This is a genomic window from Micromonospora sp. CA-263727 (assembly GCF_050942455.1).
Classification (GTDB): domain Bacteria; phylum Actinomycetota; class Actinomycetes; order Mycobacteriales; family Micromonosporaceae; genus Micromonospora.
In genome coordinates this window covers 1177750-1197494 of record NZ_CP192031.1, presented here as the reverse complement: position 1 = coordinate 1197494, position 19745 = coordinate 1177750, and the positions used below count along the sequence as shown (strand labels likewise).

16 protein-coding genes are annotated in these 19745 nt (G+C 72.6%); 6 read left to right on the top strand and 10 right to left on the bottom strand.

Going from position 1 to position 19745, the window contains the following annotated elements:
- Positions 1 to 14: 14 nt before the first annotated feature.
- The 4 genes from ACQPYA_RS05555 to ACQPYA_RS05540 form a co-directional block, all read right to left on the bottom strand.
- A complete protein-coding gene (locus tag ACQPYA_RS05555) occupies positions 15 to 1409 on the bottom strand; it encodes a DUF4331 domain-containing protein (RefSeq protein ID WP_433531563.1) in 1395 nt (464 codons plus the stop codon).
- Between the two features lie 204 nt (positions 1410 to 1613).
- The gene (locus tag ACQPYA_RS05550; protein WP_433531562.1) at positions 1614 to 1895 is read right to left on the bottom strand and encodes a hypothetical protein; all 282 of its coding nucleotides are present in this window, start codon (positions 1893 to 1895) and stop codon (positions 1614 to 1616) included.
- A gap of 156 nt (positions 1896 to 2051) precedes the next feature.
- Positions 2052 to 4625, bottom strand: coding sequence for a bifunctional FO biosynthesis protein CofGH (locus tag ACQPYA_RS05545; RefSeq protein WP_433531561.1), 2574 nt, complete (start codon positions 4623 to 4625; stop codon positions 2052 to 2054).
- 23 nt (positions 4626 to 4648) lie between these two features.
- The gene (locus tag ACQPYA_RS05540; RefSeq protein ID WP_433531560.1) at positions 4649 to 5770 is read right to left on the bottom strand and encodes a hypothetical protein; all 1122 of its coding nucleotides are present in this window, start codon (positions 5768 to 5770) and stop codon (positions 4649 to 4651) included.
- A 97-nt stretch (positions 5771 to 5867) separates the two neighbouring features.
- Between ACQPYA_RS05540 and cofD the strand changes: the two genes are divergently transcribed.
- Both cofD and ACQPYA_RS05530 read left to right on the top strand, forming a co-directional pair.
- Positions 5868 to 6815, top strand: a complete 948-nt coding sequence (cofD, locus tag ACQPYA_RS05535; RefSeq protein ID WP_433531559.1) for a 2-phospho-L-lactate transferase — start codon at positions 5868 to 5870, stop codon at positions 6813 to 6815.
- Positions 6812 to 7900 carry a coenzyme F420-0:L-glutamate ligase gene (locus ACQPYA_RS05530; protein ID WP_433531558.1) on the top strand — a complete coding sequence of 363 codons (1089 nt, stop codon included), beginning with the start codon at positions 6812 to 6814 and terminating at the stop codon, positions 7898 to 7900. Before cofD ends, ACQPYA_RS05530 begins: the two co-directional genes overlap by 4 nt.
- Before the next feature lie 114 nt (positions 7901 to 8014).
- Here the strand turns inward: ACQPYA_RS05530 and ACQPYA_RS05525 are convergent, their stop codons facing one another.
- Entirely contained in the window at positions 8015 to 9004 is a 990-nt protein-coding gene (locus ACQPYA_RS05525) for an ArsR/SmtB family transcription factor (protein WP_433531557.1), read from the bottom strand.
- 320 nt (positions 9005 to 9324) lie between these two features.
- Between ACQPYA_RS05525 and ACQPYA_RS05520 the strand changes: the two genes are divergently transcribed.
- The gene (locus ACQPYA_RS05520; protein ID WP_433531556.1) at positions 9325 to 9939 is read left to right on the top strand and encodes an NUDIX hydrolase; all 615 of its coding nucleotides are present in this window, start codon (positions 9325 to 9327) and stop codon (positions 9937 to 9939) included.
- On the opposite strand, the gene ACQPYA_RS05515 is transcribed toward ACQPYA_RS05520, so the two are convergent.
- Both ACQPYA_RS05515 and ACQPYA_RS05510 read right to left on the bottom strand, forming a co-directional pair.
- Positions 9908 to 10999, bottom strand: a complete 1092-nt coding sequence (locus tag ACQPYA_RS05515; RefSeq protein ID WP_433531555.1) for a mannose-1-phosphate guanylyltransferase — start codon at positions 10997 to 10999, stop codon at positions 9908 to 9910. The genes ACQPYA_RS05520 and ACQPYA_RS05515 overlap by 32 nt on opposite strands.
- Positions 11000 to 11046: 47 nt before the next feature.
- A complete protein-coding gene (locus tag ACQPYA_RS05510) occupies positions 11047 to 12192 on the bottom strand; it encodes a glycosyltransferase family 4 protein (protein ID WP_433531554.1) in 1146 nt (381 codons plus the stop codon).
- A 151-nt stretch (positions 12193 to 12343) separates the two neighbouring features.
- On the opposite strand from ACQPYA_RS05510, the gene ACQPYA_RS05505 reads away from it, so the two are divergent.
- The gene (locus ACQPYA_RS05505; protein ID WP_433531553.1) at positions 12344 to 13033 is read left to right on the top strand and encodes a TIGR03089 family protein; all 690 of its coding nucleotides are present in this window, start codon (positions 12344 to 12346) and stop codon (positions 13031 to 13033) included.
- A gap of 208 nt (positions 13034 to 13241) precedes the next feature.
- Here ACQPYA_RS05505 and ACQPYA_RS05500 read toward each other — a convergent pair whose 3' ends face one another.
- Entirely contained in the window at positions 13242 to 15272 is a 2031-nt protein-coding gene (locus ACQPYA_RS05500) for an acetoacetate--CoA ligase (RefSeq protein ID WP_433531552.1), read from the bottom strand.
- A 209-nt stretch (positions 15273 to 15481) separates the two neighbouring features.
- On the bottom strand, positions 15482 to 16000 hold the full coding sequence (locus ACQPYA_RS05495) for an acyl-CoA thioesterase (protein ID WP_433531551.1): 519 nt from the start codon (positions 15998 to 16000) through the stop codon (positions 15482 to 15484).
- 23 nt (positions 16001 to 16023) lie between these two features.
- Here ACQPYA_RS05495 and ACQPYA_RS05490 point away from each other — a divergent pair, with 23 nt between their 5' ends.
- Positions 16024 to 16677: a hypothetical protein gene (locus ACQPYA_RS05490; RefSeq protein WP_433531550.1), complete on the top strand. Its 654-nt coding sequence runs from the start codon at positions 16024 to 16026 to the stop codon at positions 16675 to 16677.
- An 84-nt stretch (positions 16678 to 16761) separates the two neighbouring features.
- Here ACQPYA_RS05490 and ACQPYA_RS05485 read toward each other — a convergent pair whose 3' ends face one another.
- On the bottom strand, positions 16762 to 17925 hold the full coding sequence (locus tag ACQPYA_RS05485) for an acyl-CoA dehydrogenase family protein (RefSeq protein ID WP_433531549.1): 1164 nt from the start codon (positions 17923 to 17925) through the stop codon (positions 16762 to 16764).
- Positions 17926 to 18173: 248 nt separating this feature from the next.
- Here ACQPYA_RS05485 and ACQPYA_RS05480 point away from each other — a divergent pair, with 248 nt between their 5' ends.
- Positions 18174 to 19601, top strand: a complete 1428-nt coding sequence (locus ACQPYA_RS05480; RefSeq protein ID WP_433531548.1) for a UDP-glucose dehydrogenase family protein — start codon at positions 18174 to 18176, stop codon at positions 19599 to 19601.
- Positions 19602 to 19745 lie beyond the last annotated feature (144 nt).

Here is a 19745-nt window from a genome sequence, read left to right as displayed (position 1 = left end):
CTCCGCTCCCGAGCTCAGGCGGCCACGGGCGGGTTGTTGAACCCGTCGTAGGGCGTGCCGAGGAACGGGAAGGCCCGCAGGAAGGGCGCGGTCACGTCCGCCTCGGTCAAGCCCGGGGTCACCGCAGCCGCCGCCTCGTCCGGCTTGAAGTTCTTGTCCACCAGCGGCACGGTCAGCCCCGCGATCGCCCGCAGCGCGATCGTCACGACGTCATCGGTGGTCCGCCGGCCGTTCGGGAAGCCCGCCAGATCGCCGCCGAGCACGCCCAGCCGGTTCGGCCGGCGAGCCGGCGCGATGGCGGTGTTCAGCCGCAGCATGTCGGCCTGCACGTCGCCGGTGGCGTTGCTGAAGCCGTCGATCAGCCCCTCCGGGATGCCGGTGAGCAGGATGGCGACCAGGTCCGCCCGCGCCTTCTTCGACTTGTTCAGCTTGTCGAGGTTGGCGAAGACGCCCGGGTAGAGCACGGGCAGCAGCGCCGCCAACTCGGGCTGCTCGACGAACTTGGCGAACCGCTTGTCCTCCGACGGCGGCAGGGTGTTCCACAGGTCCTTCTGCGCCATCGGCACGATGACCTCGTTGAACAACGGGTTGCCCAACCGGGACACCTGCGTGAACGGGCCGGCGCTGGTGTCTGCCGCCACCTTCTCCCCGAGGACCTTCACCTGCCGGCGCGACGCCGAGGTCCAGACCCCGACCACCGAGGCGGCGTCCCGCCGGCCGTAGCGGTTGGCGCGTCGGCGCAGCTTCTCCAGCGGCACCTGGAGGCACAGGCTGTGCACGTTCATCCGGTCGAGGGCGTTGACCGGCTCACCGGCGGCCCGGAAGAGCTTCTTACCGGCCACGTGCAACTGCTGGAAGGGCCGCAGCGTACCGAGATCGAAGATCGCCCCGAGGTCGACGTAGAAGCCGTCCGCACGCTGCCCGGCGAAGACCTTCTCACCGGTGGAGAGCGAGAAGGTGGCCTGGCGAACCAGGTCGCCGTACTTCGGGATGGAGAGCGGACCGACGTTGCTCGGCGGGCACGGCAGCTTGCGGGCGAGCAGATGCTTCCTGCCGTCGGCGATCCGGGTCAGGCTGTAGAACTGCCGCCGGTTCCAGTTCTTGCTGTCCAGCGCCTCGATCGGGCCGGTGTTGTAGAGGAAGGTGTTCGGGTTGGTGATCTCGGTGGTGAACTCGAAGCGGTAGGTGACCTCCGGGTGGCCGTCACCGTTGTTGTCGATGTGGATCTCGTACCGCACGTCGTCGCCGAACTCGAAGAAGTTCGGCCCGCCGGAGGGCAGCTGCAACGGCACGTAGTTGGCGATCAACGTCACCGTGTCCGGCTTGTCCGGGGTGACGAACGCGTAGAGGTCCGACGAGTCGGCGACCGGATCCTTGGCGATCTCCGGCGCTTCCCGGTGTGAAGACATGACGAACCCACCTCACTGGGCGAAATGATGAATCGGATGGCCGGCCGGGCGCCGAGAGCCCGCGCCGGGCCGGAGAACGCCGGCCCGTTCGGCTACCACGGGGCGACGGAAACGCTCAGCGCCGCTGACGGAGACCGGCGCGCCGACGGGCAGCGCACCGAAGATCGGCCGAGGTGGCGGAGCAGACTCGGGATGGTCGCCGGCTCAGCGCCGGGCGGCAGCCTTGCGCAGCCGGTTGGCCAGGTCCTTGTCCCGCACCTGGAGGCGGGACTCCCCGACGAAGACATCCAGCGTGCCGTTGCGGGCGTCGCGCAGGTGCACGACGATCGTCTCATCGAGCCCGGCCGCGTTACCGCCACGCTCACCGGCGACCGACAGACCCGTCACCGCGAGCGTAGCGGCACCGAGGGTGGCGCTGGCCGCGGCCGTCAGCGTCTGACGCCGGGTCAGCTTCGGCCAACGTCGCTTGCGCGGTTCAGTTCTCATGGGCAACCTTTCCAGCGGCGGCGCGGACGCGCCCGCAACAGCGGACGGGGGTCGGACCGATTGCCGCCGGCCCCCGGGAGGGGTGCCGGCGGCGGTCCTCGCCGCTACCGCCGCCGGCATCGACAGGTACGGCCGGCGGCGCGCGAAGGTTCGACACTAAGCGCCAATGTGACCGTACGCGGTCGTCCGCTTACGAGCCGGCCGTCCCGCCGCCGTCGCGATGGCCCGCAACTGCTCCTCGGTACGCGCCGACCCGTTGCCCGAGCCGGCCATCCGCGAAATGGTCTCCTCCATCAGCGTGCCGCCCAGGTCGTTGCAGCCGCTGCGGAGCAACTCGGCGGTGCCCGCGTCACCCAGCTTCACCCAGGAGCACTGGATGTTGTCGATCCGGCCGTGCAGCAGCACCCGGGCCATCGCGTGCACCACCCGGTTCTCCCGCCAGGTCGGCCCGGGCCGGGCGATGCCGGCGAGATAGATCGGGGCGTTGGTGTGCACGAACGGCAACGCCACGAACTCGGTGAACCCGGCGGTCCGGTCCTGCACCCCGGCCAGCACCCGGAAGTGCGCCAGCCACTGTCCAGGGTGGTCGACGTGGCCGTACATCATCGTGGAGCTGGACCGGATGCCCAGCTCGTGGGCGGTGCTGACCACCTCGACCCAGGCGGCGGCCGGGAGCTTGCCCTTGGTCAGCACCCAGCGCACCTCGTCGTCGAGGATCTCCGCCGCGGTGCCCGGGATGGTGTCCAGCCCCGCCTCGCGCAGCCCGGCCAGCCACTCCCGTACCGGCACGCCGGCCTTGGCGGCGGCGGTGACGATCTCCATCGGAGAGAAGGCGTGCACGTGCATCTCCGGCACCCGCGCCTTGATCCCCCGGACCAGGTCGGCGTAGACGGTCACCGGCAGCTTCGGGTCGATGCCGCCCTGGAGGCAGACCTCGCTGGCACCGGCCTCCCACGCCTCCTGCGCCCGGTCGGCGACCTGCGCCACCGAGAGCCGGTACGCGTCGGCGTCGCGTTCCCGCTGGGCGAAGGCGCAGAACCGGCAGCCCACATAGCAGACGTTGGAGAAATTGATGTTCCGGTTGACCACATAGGTCACGTCGTCGCCGACGGCGGTCCGGCGCAGCTCGTCGGCGGTGCGGCAGAGTTCGTCCAGGGCCGGGCCGTCCGCGCCGAAGAGCGCCAGCGCGGCGTCGGCGTGCCGGGGTTCGAGCAGCGCCGCCGGGTTGTCGGCGGCCAGCCGCAGCCCGGCCCGCAGGTCGGCGTCACCCGCGCCCGCCCCCTGGCCGCCGCCGACCGGCCGGCCCGCCTCCGCCGCCGGGCCGTCGCCAGTGCCCGCTCGCGCCGGCGGTACGGCTGCCTTGGCGGCCACCTCCGACCAGTCGCCGTAGACGTGGTCGAAGTCGCCCCGCCGATCCTCGGTACGCCCCGTGGTGTCGATGGTGACGTGCAGGTCCGTCCGCCCGCCGTAGGTCTCGTCGGGCTCCTGCCACGGCCGGCCCACCGGCCGGGCCGACTCCACCGCCAGCCCGGTCGCCGGGTCGGCCAGCGCCCCGACGTGCGGCAGCAGGCGGGGGTCGAGCCAGGGCTCGCCGGCCCGGACGTACTCCGGGTAGATGGTCAGCCGTTCACGCAGCGTGAAGCCGGCCGCCGCGGTACGCGCCGCCAGCTCGTCCAGCCGCGGCCAGGGGCGTTCCGGGTTGACATGGTCCGGGGTCACCGGGGAGACACCGCCCCAGTCGTCGATGCCGGCCCGCAGCAGCAGGTCGTACTCACCGGCGATCAGGTTGGGCGGCGCCTGGATGCGGGCCCTCGGCCCGAGCAGCACCCGGGCCACCGCCACGGTCGCCGCGAGGTCGTGCAGTTCGGCGTCGGGCATGCCGCGCATCGCGGTGTCCGGCTTGGCGCGGAAGTTCTGCACGATCACCTCCTGGAGGTGGCCGTACTCCCGCTGCGCCCGCCGGATCGCGAAGATCGCGTCCACCCGCTCGGCGGGGGTCTCGCCGATGCCGATCAGGATGCCCGTGGTGAACGGGACGCCGACCCGACCGGCGTCGTCGAGCACCCGCAGCCGCACCGCCGGCTCCTTGTCCGGCGAGCCGTAGTGCGGGCCCCCCGGCTCGGACCAGAGCCGGCTCGCGGTGGTCTCCAGCATCATTCCCATGCTGGGCGCGACCGGCTTGAGCCGTTGCAACTCCGACCAGGAGAGCACGCCCGGGTTCAGGTGCGGCAGCAGCCCGGTCTCCTCCAGCACCGCCACGGCGCAGGCGCGCAGGTAGTCCAGGGTGGACCCGTAACCCCGCTCGTCCAGCCACTGCCGGGCCACCGGCCAGCGCTCCTCCGGCCGGTCGCCGAGGGTGAACAGCGCCTCCTTGCAGCCCTGCGCCGCACCCGCCCGGGCGATGGCGAGGACCTCGTCGCGGTCGAGGAAGGCCGCCGGCAGCCGGTGCGGCACGGTGGCGAACGTGCAGTAGTGGCAACGGTCCCGGCACAGCCGGGTCAGCGGGATGAAGACCTTCTTCGAGTACGTCACCACGCCGGGACGGCCGGCGTCACGCAGCCCGGCGTCGCGGATCGCCCCGGCGATGCCGAGCAGCTCGTCCAGGGCCGGGCCCCGGGCGGTCAGCAGGGTGGACGCCTCGTCGACGTCGAGCGCCCGCCCGGCGGCGGCCCGGCGCAGCGCCCGCCGTACGCCCGCCTCGCCCGGCGCGGGCTCGCTCCGATCAACCATCCGCTCAGCCTATGCGCTGCCGGTCAGGCCGGGTTCTCGCCCGGATCGATCCGTTGGGTCCGGTCGGCGTCCCCGTCGGGCCGCGGAATCGCCTGGGTCGGATCGGCGTGCTCGGGTGAGATGGTCTGGGTCGGATCGGCGCTCTGCCGCGGGATGGTCTGGGTCGGGTCGGCCGAGGCGGGCTGCCCGAACGGCGGCGAGGGGGGTGCCGCCGGCTGCGGCGGCACCGCCGGCTGACCGTGCGGCGGCCAGGTGTGTGGGGCCGAGGAGGGTCCGGCGGCCGGGGTCGGCGCCTGGCCGGCCACCGGCCACCCGGCGGACTGGCCCTCCTCGGCGGCAGCACCACCCTGCCCGGGAACCGGAAAGCCACCGGCCTGGCCCGAGCCCGGGTAGCCACCACCCTGGCCGGGAACCGGAAAGCCGCCAGCCTGACCCGAACCCGGGTAGCCACCGGGCTGGCCGGGGACCGGAAAGTTGGTGGCGTGGCCGGTGGGCTGGTCGCCGCCCGGCCAGCCGCTCGGCTGGCCCACCGTCGGCCAGCCGCCGCTCGGGTGACCGGCTTGGCCGGTGCCGGGGTGGCCACCGGACTGCCCCGGCCCACCCGGCGGCGGCCAGCCCGGCTGCGGCGTGCCGTACACGCCGGGTTCCGGCTTCGGCCGGGGCACGTGGTACAGCCGCTGCCAGACCGTCCAGACCACGTAGACGGCCACCCCGAACAGCGCCACCCAGGCGGTCCGGGTGAGCACGCCCGTCATGGCGTCGAAGACCTGCGCCTCGGCCAGTCGACCGACCATCCAGACCAGCAGCGTCAGTCCACCGAGCACGGCACTGGCCGCGTACTGGACGAGCGCCACCTGGGTGATCGGTTTCGCCCTCGGCACGACGGGAGCCACGTGGGTCGCCAGCAGCACGGCCAACACCGGCAGGACGATCGCCTCCACCCCGATGAAGGCGAAGAACGAGCTGCCGGCGCGCCCGGTCACCGTGCTGTAGGGGCCCTGCGGGGCCAGCAGCCGGATCAGCCCGACGAAGAGGAAGACGGCGTTCGCGCCGAGCAGCACCGTGGCGGCGAGTTCGCGCAGCGGTCGGGTCACCTGACTGGCCGGAGTCGGGTCGTTAGGCGGTGGCTCGGCGGGGCTGGTCACGAGCTCTCCCTGAGGCGAAAGCGGACAGATGCCGACGTGAGCCTAGTCTCTCCGGGCGGCGCGCCGCCGAAGGCGTCACGTAGGCGAGGATGGGCGGATGCGCATCGTGGTTCTGACCGGGGGAATCGGCGGTGCCCGGTTCCTGCTCGGGGTGCGGGCGTACGCCCGTGAGATGGGCGCCGAGGTGACCGCGGTGGTCAACGTCGGCGACGACCTGCGCCTGCACGGGCTCCGGATCTGCCCGGACCTGGACAGCGTCATGTACACCCTTGGCGGCGGCGCCGATCCGGAGCGCGGCTGGGGCCGGGTCGGCGAGAGCTGGACGGTCAAGGCAGAACTGGCCGCGTACGGGGCCGAGCCGAGCTGGTTCGGGCTGGGCGACAAGGACATCGCCACCCATCTGGTCCGCACCACCATGCTGGACGCCGGCTATCCCCTGCACCAGGTCACCGAGGCGCTGGCGAAGCGCTGGCAGCCCGGCGTACGCCTGCTGCCGGCGACCGACGACCGCCTGGAGACGCACGCCGTGATCGATGTCGATGACGGGCAGCGGGCGATCCACTTCCAGGAATGGTGGGTACGGCACCGGGCGCAGATCCCGACCCACCGGTTCGTATTCGTCGGCGCGGAGGCGGCCAAGCCGGCACCCGGCGTGACCGAGGCGATCGCCGGAGCCGACGTGGTGCTGGTCGCGCCGAGCAACCCGGTGGTCAGCATCGCGCCGATCCTGGCCGTGCCGGGGCTGCGGGAGGCGGTGGCGGAGGGGCCCGCCCCGGTGGTGGGCGTGTCGCCGATCATCGGCGGTGCGCCGGTGCGGGGCATGGCCGACCGCTGCCTGGCCGTGCTCGGCGTCGAGTGCAGCGCCGCCGGGGTCGGTCGGCTGTACGGGAGCCGGGCCACCGGGGGTCTGCTCGACGGCTGGTTGGTCGCCGAGGAGGACACGGAGACGTTGGTGCCGGACGTGACCGTCCGTGCGGTGCCGTTGCGGATGACCGACGAGGCGGCGACGGCGGCGATGGTCCGCGCGGCGGTGGAGCTGACGTGAGGCTGGAGATCCTGCCGGTGCCCGGCATCGGCCACGTGACCGAGGGCGACGACCTGACGGCGCTGATCGGGGCCGCGGCGCCCTGGCTGCGCGACGGCGACGTGCTGGTGGTGACCAGCAAGATCGTCTCGAAGGCGGAGGGGCGGCTGGTGGACGTGCCGGCCGACGGCCCGGATCGGCAGGCCGCCCGGGACGAGGTACTCGCGGCGGAGACCGTCCGGGTGGTGGCCGCCCGGGGCGCGACCCGGATCGTGCAGACCCGCCACGGCTTCGTGATGGCCGCGGCCGGGATCGACGCCTCCAACGTCGACAAGACCCGGCTGGTGCTGCTCCCCGAGGATCCGGACGCCTCGGCGCGGGCGCTGCGCGCCGGGCTCCGCGAGCGGTACGGCGTGGATGTCGCGGTGATCGTCAGCGACACCATGGGTCGGCCCTGGCGCAACGGACTGACCGACGTGGCGCTCGGCGTGGCGGGGATGGACGCCATCCGCGACCACCGGGGCGAGGTCGACCCGTACGGCAACGAGCTGACGCTGACCCAGATGGCGGTGGTCGACGAGTTGGCCGGAGCGGGCGAGTTGATCAAGGGTAAGTGCGACCAGATGCCGGTGGCGGTGGTCCGCGGCTACCTGACCGCACCACTGCCGGCCGACGGCGAGGGCGCGCGGGTCCTGGTCCGGGACGCCTCGATGGACCTGTTCTCACTCGGTACCGCCGAGGCGAGGGCGGCCGGATTCGCCGCCGCCGCCACGCTGCCGGACCACCCGGGCAGCGCCGTGCCCGACCCGGCTGTGGTCGGCCGGGCGATCGCCGCGGTCGCCGACGTGATCGCCCCCGGCACGGTCTTCACCCAGGTCGCCGACGACGACGTACGCGCCGCACTGGTCGCCACCGTGCCCGGCTGGCCGGCCGGGGCCCGGGCCCTGGTGCTCTGCTCCCCACCCACCCCGGTGGGTCCGGTCCAACTGGTCCGCTTCGGTGCCGACGTCCAGCGCCTCCGCACCGCCCTGGCGGCAGCGGAAGTCCCCTCCCAACTCCTCCCCCCGCCCGCCGCCACCACCGCCGCCGCCACCCTCGCCCTCTAGAGTGCGCGTCCGGGAACTCGGCGGGACAGAGACCCTGCGTCACCGCCACCGACGACCCCATGCCGGCCCCCACGCCTCCCTTGCTCAACAGCGCGGGGGCGGGGGTGCGGTGGATCAGGGGGTGAGGAGGGCGCGGCCCAGGGGGGTGAGGGTGTGTAGGACGGTGTTTCGGTCACGGTGGCTGACCAGTAGGCCGGCGTTGCGCAGCACGGAGGTGTGCTGGCTGGCGGCGGCCGGTGAGATGCGCAGCCTGCGGGCCAGCTCCCCGGTGCTGCTGCCGTCCTCGGTGCTGGCCAGCACCGCCGCACGGGTGCGCCCGAGCAGGGCGGCCAGCGCCTCCCGCCCCGCGTCGGGCGCCCCCGGCTCCGCCGGCGCCAACCCGCCCAGCCGGTCCACCGGGTAGACCAGCACCGGGGGCAGCTCCGGGTCGACCAGCGCCACCGGCGTGACCGCGCAGAAGAAGGACGGCACCAGCAGCAGGCCGCGGCCCTGGAGGTACAGCTCACGGCTGTTCGGGTAGTTGGGGATCTCCAGCACGCCGGACTCCCACCGCACACCCGGACGTAGGCTGGTCAACAGTCCCTGGATGCCACCGTCGAGCACGGCCCGCGCCCGCCGCGCCCGGTCGGCCTCCACCGCCGCCTGGACCCGGGGCCAGTACGGGCCGAGGGCCAGCTCGCGGTAGCGGCTCATGGTCGTGGCGAGTTGGTCCAGCGCGTCCGGCTCGCCCCGGGCGAGGGCGGCGGCGGTGGCGGGCAGGCGGCGGCCACTGGCGAGCCGGGTCAGATCGCGGTGCAGCAGGGCGACGGGCGTGCGCCGCAACGCCTCCATCCCCGCCTCGAACCCGCCCACGCTCTCGTACGGGGTGAGGAAATCCGGGAAGTAGCCGCGCGGCGGGCTCAACGCGAACAGCAACCGCAGACTGTCGGCGTCCTCCTGCCGGCGCAGGTCGCGCATGACCTCGCGCCGCCAGCCGGCCAGCAACGGGTCCCGGCTCTGCCCGGGCAACAGGTGCAGGCTCAGCACCACTTCCCAGACCGGATCGGCCGCCGGAGCCACACGGGTCCGCAGGATGTCCTCGCCGGAGAAATGGATCTTCAGCATGGAACGACTCCCCATCGCCCGGCTGGGGGCGCGCCCGGCGACCCTCTGCACTCTACCCGGGCCGCGACATCCGCTTAAGTCTCAGCTGAAACAGCTCGACGGCCGCCGGTCGGGTCCGCCATGCTTCCCGTGCCACCGGGGGCAGGGCACGTCGGGACGTGCCGAGTCTCCGTGGTGCCCGGGGATGGCCGACCGGGCGGCACCACGAGGGTCTGCGGCTCACGAATTCCGCAGGGGTGCCGCCCGCCGGCCCAGCCCAACCCAGCCACAAGATCCCCACCTTCCCCCGTACGCTGTGCGGTGATGAAAGGAGGGGCCCCTTGTTAACGCCTCGTGTAGTAGAAGGGCCCCCTCCTAACCACGAGGGCAGCTGGACGGCGTTGCACGCCGACGCCGTGGCGGTGCTGAGCCGATGGGAGCCGACCGGGCCGGATGCCGCTTCTGCCCGGCAGCGCACCGTCGACCTGCTGACCGCCGGACCGGTCGCGATGCGCCGCGAGCACCGGGCCGGTCACGTCACCGCCAGCGCGCTGGTGTTCGACGCGACCGGCTCCCGGGTGCTGCTCTGCCTGCACGGCAAGTTCCACAGGTGGGTACAGCTCGGCGGGCACTGCGAGCCGGGCGACCGGACGCTGGCCGAAGCGGCGCTGCGCGAGGCGACCGAGGAGTCGGGCATCGCCGGCCTGCGCATCGATCCGGCACCGATCGACGTGGACGTGCACCCGGTGGCCTGCCAGGGCGGTTCGCTGCACCACGACGTCCGCTTCGCCGTGTTCGCCCCGGCGGGAGCGGTCGAACGGGTGAGCGCGGAGTCCGAGGCGCTCGGCTGGTTCCCGCCGGACCAACTGCCAGAGCCGCTGGCCGGCGGGACGGCCCGGCTCGTCGTACCGGGACTGGCCGCCTTCAGACGAGTTCGTCCTCGCCCCGCGCCTTGAGCTCGTCGACGATCGCCTTGACGTCCTGGGCGCGGTCGCGAGGGCAGACCAGCAACGCGTCCGGGGTGTCGACCACGATGAGATCGCGTACGCCGACACTGGCCACCAGCCGCCCGGACTGCGGCACCACCACCATGCCGGCGCTGTCGCGGAGCAGCACCTCGGCCTTCGCGTCCACGCCGAGCACCACGTTGCCGTCGGCGTCCGCCGGCAGCACCTCACCGAGGGTGTGGAAGTCACCCACGTCGTTCCACCGGAAATCGCCCGGTACGGTCGCCACCCGACCGGCGCTCGCCGCGCCCTCCATCACCGCGTAGTCGACCGAGATCTTCGGCAGCGTCGGCCAGACCGCGCCGAGCACCTCGTCCTGCTCCGCGGTGCCCCACACCGCCGCGATGGCGGTCACCCCGGTGTGCAGGGCGGGCTGCTGGCGGGCCAACTCGGCGAGGAAGGCGGAGACCCGCCAGACGAACATGCCGGCATTCCAGAGGTACCGGCCGGAGGCGAGGTACGCCTCGGCGACATCCGCGCTCGGCTTCTCCTTGAACTCGACGACCGGACGCATCGGGCCGTCGCCGACCGGCTCGCCGGTCTGGAGGTATCCGTACCCGGTCTCCGGCCGGGTCGGGGTGATCCCGACGGTCATCAGCAGCCCCCGCTCCGCACCCCGGACCGCCTCCCGGACCGTGGCCACCCAGCTCTGCGGGTCGCCGATCAGGTGGTCGGCGGCGAACGAGCCCATCACCGCGTCCGGATCCCGTACGGCGATCACCGCCGCGGCCAGCGCGATGGCGGCGCATGAATCCCGCGGCGAGGGCTCGACCAGGATGTTCTCCTCCGGCAGACCGCTCAGTTGGCGGGCCACGGCCGCGGCGTGCGCCGCTCCGGTGACCACCATGGTCCGCTCCGGGGTGGTCAGCGGCACCGCCCGCTCCACCGTCGCCTGGAGCAACGACGCGGACGTACCGGTGAACGGATGGAGAAACTTGGGATGGCCGGCGCGGGACAGCGGCCACAGCCTTGTGCCGCTGCCACCCGCCGGAATGACGACATAGATCACTAGGACATCATGCCCGAACCGCCCGGAGCGGGCGTACCGGTTGTGCGTCAGGCCCGTGCCCGGGACCAGGCCGCGATGTGCACCTCGGCGCTGGACTCCCAGGTGAACTCCTTGGCCCGGTCGAAGCCCGCCTTGGCCAGCGACAACCGGCGCGGCTCGTCGTCGAGCAGCGCGGCCAGGTCGGTGGCGATCTGGTCCGGGTCCTCGCTGGTGTACGCGACCGCGTCGCCACCCACCTCGGGCAGCGACAGCCGGGGCGTGGTGAGCACCGGTGCGGCGCAGGCCATCGCCTCCAGGATCGGCAACCCGAAACCCTCGCCGTACGACGGGTAGGCGGCGACCAGGGCACCGCCGAGGAAACCGGGCAGGTCGGCGTAGCGAAGGTAACCCGGGCGCAGCAGCCTCAGCTGCGACGGCACCTCGGCCACCGCCCGGTCGATGTCGTCGTCGTGCCCCTGACCACCGGCGACCACGAGCGCGGGCGGGTCCTGCCGGTCGGCCACCGCCCGGGCCCAGCCGCGGATCAGGTTCGGCACGTTCTTACGCGGCTCCTTGGCACCGAGGAACGCGACGTAGCTGCTGCCGCCCAGTCCGAGCCGGGCGCGCACCCGGGCCTTCTCCTCGTCACCGGGGGCGTGGAAGGCGTCATGGTCCACGCCGTGGTAGGCCACGTCGATCCGGGTCGGATCGGCGTCCAGCAGCCGGATCAGCTCGTCGCGGGTCGCCTTGCTGGGCACGATCACCCGGTCGGCGCGGCGCAGCGAGGTCTTGATGGCGCTGCGGAAGAACGTGCGCCGGGACTTGTCGTAGTGCTCCGGCTCGGTGAAGAAGGTCGCATCGTGCACGGTCACCGTGACCGGGCAGCCGGCCCGCAACGGGCAGGTGTAGAAGGGCGAGTGCAGCACCTCCGCGCCGACCTGCTGGGCCAGCAGCGGCAGGCCGGTCTGCTCCCAGGCGAGCCGGGCGGGCCGGTGCGCGACGGCGGCGGGGGCGGGGATGATCTCCGCCCCTGGCAGCATCCTGCGGTAACGCTCCAGGTCGGTGCGGAGGCCGACGACGACCAGGTCCACCGCCGACCCGCACACCTTGCCGAGTGCACCGAGCAGTCCGTCGACGTATCTACCGACGCCGCCGCGGTCGGCGGGGACACTCGTGGCGTCGATGAGCACACGGGGCGGGCTGCCGGCGGTCACGGGGCGACTCCTTGCGCTGGCGGGACTGTGGGGAACAACACTCCGGGCAAGCCTACGCCGGAGCCGGGTACGGACGCTGACTGCGACCCGACGGTACGCCGACTTGTCGCTGTCATCGAATACGTCCGACAGGCGCGTATCGTTCGCGCCGATGGCCGACAACATTGCCCGGGTCTTCGCCGATGCGATCGCGCCCGACCCCACCCGACCGCTACTGACCTGGTACGACGACGCCAGCGGCGAGCGCACCGAGCTTTCCGGCGCGACGCTGGCGAACTGGGTGGCCAAGACGGCCAACCTGCTCGTCGACGAGTTGGCCCTGGGCCCCGGCGACACCGCCGCCGTGTTGCTCCCGCCGCACTGGCAGACCGCCGCGGTGCTGCTCGGCTGCTGGTCCGCCGGATTGACCGTGGTCGAGCAGCCGGGCGAGGTGGACGTGCTCTTCGCCGCCGCGGACCGGGTCACCGGGGCGGACGCCTGGTCGGCCGGCGACCGCTACGCCCTGGCGCTGCACCCGTTCGCGCTGCCGCTGCGGGAGGTGCCGGCCGGTTTCGCCGACTACGTGACCGAGGTCCGCGCGCACGGCGACCACTTCGGGGCGTACCCGCCGGGCGGCCCGACCCACGCCGCCCTGCACGCCCGGGCGACCGCCCGCGCCGCGGAGCTGGGCATCACCCCCGGCGCCCGCGTCTTGATCGACGTGGACGCCCTCCCCGACCCCGTCGACTGGCTCCTGGCCCCCCTGACCGCCCGCGCCACCCTGGTCCTCTGCGCCCACCCCGACCCCACCCACCTGCCCACCCGCACAACCACCGAAAAAACCACCCAAACCCTCCCCTAACCCCCACCACCCCGCGCCCGCACCCACCCCTCACGCCCCCATCGCCCCGTCGCCCCGTCGATCATGGACTTGTGGTGGGCGGTTGAGCCGCATTCGCCCCATGTGCGGGGCACCACAACTCCATGATCGACGCCGGGCCGCGGGCGCGGGGCGCGGGCACGGGGCGCGGGCACGGGGCGCGGGAAGGGAAAGGGGTGGGGTGGGGGTATCAGGGGGTGGGGGTGCGGTGGTGGGCGAGGGTGGCGAAGGCGGTGAGGGATTCGGGGTTGGCGAGGGCGCCCTTGGCGGCGGCCTGGTCGACGGGGGTACCGGTGAGGATCTTCTTGACCGGGACCTCCAGCTTCTTCGCCGAGAGGGTGCGCGGGACGGCGCGGACCTGGTGGATCTCGTCGGGGACGTGCCGCGGCGACAGGGCGGTACGCAGCTCGCGGCAGATCTTCCTGCGCAGCTCGTCGTCGAGCGTCAGGCCCTCGGCGAGCACCACGAACAGCAACAGCTCGCCGGCGCCGCCCTCGTCGTCCTCCAGGTGCACCACCACCGAGTCGACAACCTCGTCCAGGCCCTCCACCACCGAGTAGAACTCGGCGGTGCCCAGCCGCACGCCGCCCCGGTTGAGGGTGGCGTCGGAGCGGCCGGTGATCAGACAACCACCGCGGGAGTTGATGGTGATCCAGTCGCCGTGCCGCCACACTCCCGGGTAGAGGTCGAAGTACGCCTCCCGGTAGCGGACGCCGTCCGGGTCGTTCCAGAAGCCGACCGGCATGCTCGGCATCGGTTCGGTGATCACCAGCTCGCCCAGCTCGCCGATGACGGGGGTGCCGTCGGATGACCGGGCCTCCACCTTGGCGCCGAGCGCCCGGCAGGTGATCTCCCCGGCGTGCACCGGCAGCAGCGGCACCCCGCCGACGAATCCGGTGCACACGTCGGTGCCACCGGAGAGCGACTGGAGCTGGAGGTCGGTGCCGACCGACTCGTACACCCAGGTGAAGCCCTCGGCGGGCAGTGGCGCGCCGGTCGAGCCGAGCCCGCGCAGCGCGGACAGGTCGGCGATCTCGCGTGGCACCAGGCCCGCCTTACGGCAGGCCAGCAGGAACGGGGCCGAGGTGCCGAAGTACGTGGTGCCGGTCTCCTCGGCCAGCCGCCACGTCGTACCCAGGTCGGGGTGGCCCGGGTTGCCGTCGAAGAGCACGATCGCCGCACCCACCGCCGGGCCGGAGACCAGGAAGTTCCACATCATCCAGCCGGTGGTGGTGAACCAGAAGAAGCGGTCGGCCGGCCCCAGGTCGTGGTGCAGGGCGAGCATCTTCAGGTGCTCCAGCAGGATGCCGCCGTGGCCGTGCACGATCGGCTTGGGCAGCCCGGTGGTGCCGGAGGAGTAGAGCACGTAGAGCGGGTGGTCGAAGGGCACCGGGGTGAAGGCGAGCGGCTCGTCGGTCTCCGCCGCCAACTCGGCCCAGGAGATCGTGCCCTGCGGCGCGGCCGTCCCCCGCTCAGAGGCGCCACCGAGGGACGCGAAGACGGGATCGTGGTCAGCACTCCCCGCCGGATCAAGGTAGGAGATGTTCACGATGTGTTGCAGCGACGGCAGTGCGGCCCGGATCGCGGCCACCTCGGCGCGCCGGTCCACCGGCTTGTCGCCGTAGCGGTAGCCGTCGACCGCGACCAGCACCTTCGGCTCGGTCTGCTGCCACCGGTCGGTGACGCTGCGGGTGCCGAACTCCGGCGCGCACGAGGAGAAGATCGCCCCGAGGCTCGCCGTGGCCAGCAGCAGCACGTACGTCTCGGGGATGTTCGGCGCGTACGCGGCCACCCGGTCCCCGGTGCCGACGCCGAGCCGGCGCAGCCCGGCGGCCACCCGACGGACCTGCTCGCGCAGCTGCCCGGCGGTCAGCACCACCGGCGCGCGGGTCTGCCCGTGCGCGATGACCACCGGGTCGTCGTCGCCCTTTCCGGGCATCCGCAGCACGTTCTCCGCGTAGTTGAGCGTGGCGCCGGGGAACCACCGGGTACCGGGCATGTCCCGCCCGGCCAGGGTGGCCGTCGGCGGGGTGTGCGCGACGACCTCGAAGTGATCCCAGATCGAGCCCCAGAAGGACTCAAGGTCGGTCACCGACCACCGCCACAGCGCGTCGTAGTCGACGAACTCCAGCCCGCGGTGCTCGGCCAGCCAGCGCAGGTACGCTCCGATCCGCGACCGCTGGAGCACGTCCGCCGGCGGCGTCCACAGCACGTCAGTCACTGCTCCACTCCTCCCCTGGCCCGGCACGACGCTGTGCGCTGGCCGTGGCGCCATCTTGCCCTACCTCGAAGCGCCATTCTCCGCACCCGCCCCCGGCCAGCGCATGTGCCCATCCCACACCGCCGTGACCGGATATAAGGAGGGGCCCCCTGTTAACGCCTGCGGTAGTAGCGGGGCCCCTTGTTAACACGCACTCGGCAACACCCGGCTCACTGTGCGCGGTGGGCCTGGATGGCGTGGCGGCGGGCCAACCGGTGGGCCCGCCGGATCTCCGCCTCCCGCCAGCGGCGTTCGTCCTCGGCCGTCTCGGGCAGCACGCGGCGCACCGGGCGCGGCGCGCCGCCCACCTCGACACCGACGAAGACGAGGTACGCGGTGGCCACCCGCACCGGCGCCTCCTCGGCCGAGTCCCAGCGCTCGGCCGTCACCCGTACGCCGACCTCCATCGAGGTCTGCCCGGTCCAGTTCACCTGGGCGTACGCGTGCACCAGGTCACCCACCCGGACCGCCTCGGAGAAGACGATCTCGTCGATCGCCGCGGTGACCGCCGTACCGCCGCTGTGCCGTGCCGCCGCCGCCCCGGCGACGTCATCGACGAATTTCATCAGCACTCCGCCGTGCACCGTGCCGTAGAGGTTCACGTCGACCGCCGTCATGATCCGACTGAGGGTTACCCGTGAGTACGACGTCGGCTTGCCGGGCGGGGTGGCGGAGGGGTGCTCGGTCATGTCGGAAACGGTACGGTGCGCGGATGCGACATCTGTGGAGCCTCCTCGCCGGGCTGGTGGTGGCACCGGTCACCTGGGTGCTGCTCACCCTCGGGCAGGACGGATCGGCCGGCACCGTCGACCGGTGGGTGGAGATCGGCACATCCAACCCGGCCAACCTCATCGAACCGGCCGTCTATCTCGCTGTCGGCGGCATCGTGCTGGGCCTGCTCGGCACGCTGCGCATCTCGCCGCTCGGTCCGCTGGTGGCCGGGCTGCTGCTGGTCACCCCGTACGTCGGGCTGTTCGTGGCGCCGTTCCAGGTACGCGACCTCATCCCGGGCGGCTGGGAGTTCCTCGGCGACCCGCTGCCACTGCGGCTGCCGGTGCAGAACGGCACGCTCTTCCTGGTCGGCATGCTGCTGCTGATGGCGACGTTCAGTGGGCAGCGCTGGCGACGTTGGCCGCGCCCGGTCACCGAACCGACGCCGCCCCCGGTGGCCGAGACACCCACGCAGGAACTGACCCTGGCCGACTGGCCGGCCGGCCAGCCGGAACGGGAGACCGCGCCGCTGAGCCTGGGCTACCCCGACCCGGACCCGACGCCGACCGAGCCGCTGCCCCGGCGTACCGGCAGCGCCTCGCCCTGGTCGGCGCCGCCGGGCAGCCTGCCGCGACGCGACGACGCCACCAGCTGACCCCAACGGAGATCTGCCGGTGGTCACCCCTAGCCCGGTGTCGGGCGGGTGACCACCGGCCGGAAACAGTGCGGGCGGAAACGGTCAGCCCTTGAGCAACTGGCGGGCCATCACGATGCGCTGCACCTGGTTGGTGCCCTCGTAGATCTGGGTGATCTTGGCGTCCCGCATCATCCGCTCGACCGGGTAGTCCCGGGTGTAGCCGTAGCCGCCGAGCAGTTGCACCGCATCCGTGGTGATCTCCATCGCGGCGTCCGAGGCAAAGCACTTGGCCGCCGCGCCGAAGTAGGTGAGATCCGCGTCGCCGCGCTCGGAGCGGCCGGCCGCGGCGTACGTCAGCTGCCGCGCCGCCTCCAGCTTCATGCCCATGTCGGCGAGCATGAACTGCACGCCCTGGAACTCGGCGACCGACTTGCCGAACTGCTTGCGCTCGGCGACGTACCCCTTGGCGTAGTCGAGCGCGCCCTGGGCGATGCCGACGGCCTGCGCGGCGATGGTGACCCGGGTGTGGTCCAGGGTCTGCATCGCGGTGCCGAAGCCGGTGCCCTCGGCACCGATCATCCGATCCGCCGGGATCCGCACGTTGTCCAGGTAGACCTCGCGGGTCGGTGAGCCCTTGATACCGAGCTTCTTCTCCGGCGCGCCGAAGCTCACCCCCGGATCGGACTTCTCGACCACGAAGGCGGAGATGCCCCGGGAGCGGGCGGCGGGGTCGGTCACCGCGAAGACGGTGTAGTACTCGGAGACCCCGGCGTTGGTGATCCACCGCTTCACGCCGTTGAGCACCCAGTGATCCCCGTCACGCACCGCCCGGGTGGTCATCGACGCCGCGTCGCTGCCGGCCTCCGGCTCGGAGAGGCAGTACGAGAACATCGCCGCACCGGAGGCGACCGGGGTCAGGTAGCGGCGCTTGAGTTCGTCGGAACCGGCCAGCAGCAGCGGCATGGTGCCCAGCTTGTTCACCGCCGGGATCAGCGAGGACGAGGCGCAGGCCCGGGCCACCTCCTCGATCACGATCGCGGTCGCCAACGCGTCCGCCCCGGCACCGCCGTACTCCACCGGGATGTGCGGCGCGTGGAAGTCGGCGGCGCGCAGCGCGTCGTACGACGCCTTCGGGAACTCACCGGTCTCATCCGCCTCAGCGGCGTGCGGGGCCACCTTGGCCGCACAGACCTCGCGGACCGCGTCCCGGATCGCCTCGTGCTCCTCAGGCAACCGATACACGTCGAATGACTGTTCTGCGGCCATGCCGGCCCCTCCCCTTCACCGCTATCATGCGCAGTCGGTAGCGTCACCTGGGCGCCCACCACGCAGACTGAAGAATAACGGCCACGGTTCAGGTGTTGTTACCGGCGCGTAGGCTCGGCCATGACGAAGCACCGGCGACGCTCGGCGATGATGGAAGACAAGAGAACCACTCTCACCGGTGCCCCGGCAGGCGCCGCAGCGGAACGCGACGCGACCACGCGGCGCCAGTGCGAGCGGAGAAGACAGGCGTGACCATCCCGTACCCGAACACCCAGCCGATGCCCGCCATCGCCGCGGTGACCCCGCCCTCGGGTGCCTCCCGCCCCCGGGTGACCTTCCTGGGCACCGGCTACCTCGGCGCCACCTACGCCATCTGCTACGCCGAACTCGGTTACGAGGTGCTCGGGTTCGACGTCGACGCGGACAAGATCGCCAAACTCAACGCCGGCAAGGTGCCGATCCACGAGCCGGGCCTCGACGAGCTGCTCCGGCGCAACCTGGCCGCCGGGCGGCTACGGTTCAGCACCGACATCGCCGAGACCGCCGACTTCGGTGACGTGCACTTCATCTGCGTCGGCACGCCGCAGCGCGCCGACGGGATGGGCGCCGACCTGTCGTACGTCGAGGCGTCCGTCACCAGCCTGGCCCAGCACCTGACCCGCAAGGCGTTGATCGTCGGCAAGTCCACCGTCCCGGTCGGCACCGCCGAGTGGGTGGAGCAGTTGGTCGGCAAGCACACCCCGGCCGACCTCGGCGTCGAGGTGGCCTGGAGCCCCGAGTTCCTCCAGGAGGGCTTCGCCGTCGACGACGTGCTGCGGCCGAACCGGATCGTGGTCGGCGTCAAGAGCGAGTGGGCCAACGGCATGCTGTACGCGGCCCACAAGGGCGTCTTCGACCTGGCCGCCACCGAGGACCGCGAGGTGCCCCTGGTGGTCTCCGACTTCGCCACCGCCGAGCTGGTCAAGGTCGCCGCGAACGCCTTCCTGGCCACCAAGATCTCGTTCATCAACGCGATGGCCGAGGTCTGCGAAGCCTCCGGCGGAGACGTCACCCAGCTGGCCCGGGCCATCGGGTACGACCCGCGGATCGGCAACCGCTTCCTCCAGGCCGGGCTCGGTTTCGGCGGCGCCTGCCTGCCCAAGGACATCCGTGCCTTCCAGGCCCGGGCCCAGGAGCTCGGTGCCGGCGAGGCGCTGCGCTTCCTGCACGAGGTCGACCTGATCAACCTGCGCCGGCGGACCCGGGTGCTCCAGCTCGCCGCGGAGCTGCTCGGCCGCCGCTCCGGCCCGGCCGGTCCGGACCTCTCCGGCACCCGGATCGCGGTGCTCGGCGCGACCTTCAAGCCCAACACCGACGACGTACGCGACGCGCCCGCGCTCGCCGTCGCGGCGCTGCTCCACAAGGCCGGTGCCGACGTGCACGTCTACGACCCGCAGGGCATGGAGAACGCCCGTCGGGCGGTGCCGGAGCTGACCTACGAGCCCGACATGGCCGAAGCGGTGACCGGCGCCGACCTGGTCTGCGTCCTCACCGAGTGGGCCGACTTCCGCAACGCCGACCCGACCCTCCTCGGTGAGCTGGTCGCGGGTCGCCGGGTGGTCGACGCCCGGAACTGTCTCGACTCGGCACTGTGGACGCAGGCCGGCTGGGAGTACCGCGGCCTGGGCCGGCCTTAGTCCTCCCTTAGTCCTCGCGGTGGGGTTTTCCGGCCCGCCGCCTTCCTGCTCGCCGTCTAATTCGGCTGATTCGCGTCGTGCTGTGCTGCCTCCCGGGGTGGCTGACCCGCCGACAACGGTCGAATTCCTGGCTCGCATTGGGCA

What these genes read in the sequence shown, in the direction of transcription:
- ACQPYA_RS05555 (WP_433531563.1), bottom strand. Translation starts at nt 1,409, where the DNA reads ATGTCTTCACACCGGGAAGCGCCGGAGATCGCCAAGGATCCGGTCGCC.
- ACQPYA_RS05550 (WP_433531562.1), bottom strand. Translation starts at nt 1,895, where the DNA reads ATGAGAACTGAACCGCGCAAGCGACGTTGGCCGAAGCTGACCCGGCGT.
- ACQPYA_RS05545 (WP_433531561.1), bottom strand. Translation starts at nt 4,625, where the DNA reads ATGGTTGATCGGAGCGAGCCCGCGCCGGGCGAGGCGGGCGTACGGCGG.
- cofD (WP_433531559.1), top strand. Translation starts at nt 5,868, where the DNA reads ATGCGCATCGTGGTTCTGACCGGGGGAATCGGCGGTGCCCGGTTCCTG.
- ACQPYA_RS05525 (WP_433531557.1), bottom strand. Translation starts at nt 9,004, where the DNA reads ATGCTGAAGATCCATTTCTCCGGCGAGGACATCCTGCGGACCCGTGTG.
- ACQPYA_RS05505 (WP_433531553.1), top strand. Translation starts at nt 12,344, where the DNA reads ATGGCCGACAACATTGCCCGGGTCTTCGCCGATGCGATCGCGCCCGAC.
- ACQPYA_RS05495 (WP_433531551.1), bottom strand. Translation starts at nt 16,000, where the DNA reads ATGACCGAGCACCCCTCCGCCACCCCGCCCGGCAAGCCGACGTCGTAC.
- ACQPYA_RS05490 (WP_433531550.1), top strand. Translation starts at nt 16,024, where the DNA reads ATGCGACATCTGTGGAGCCTCCTCGCCGGGCTGGTGGTGGCACCGGTC.
- ACQPYA_RS05485 (WP_433531549.1), bottom strand. Translation starts at nt 17,925, where the DNA reads ATGGCCGCAGAACAGTCATTCGACGTGTATCGGTTGCCTGAGGAGCAC.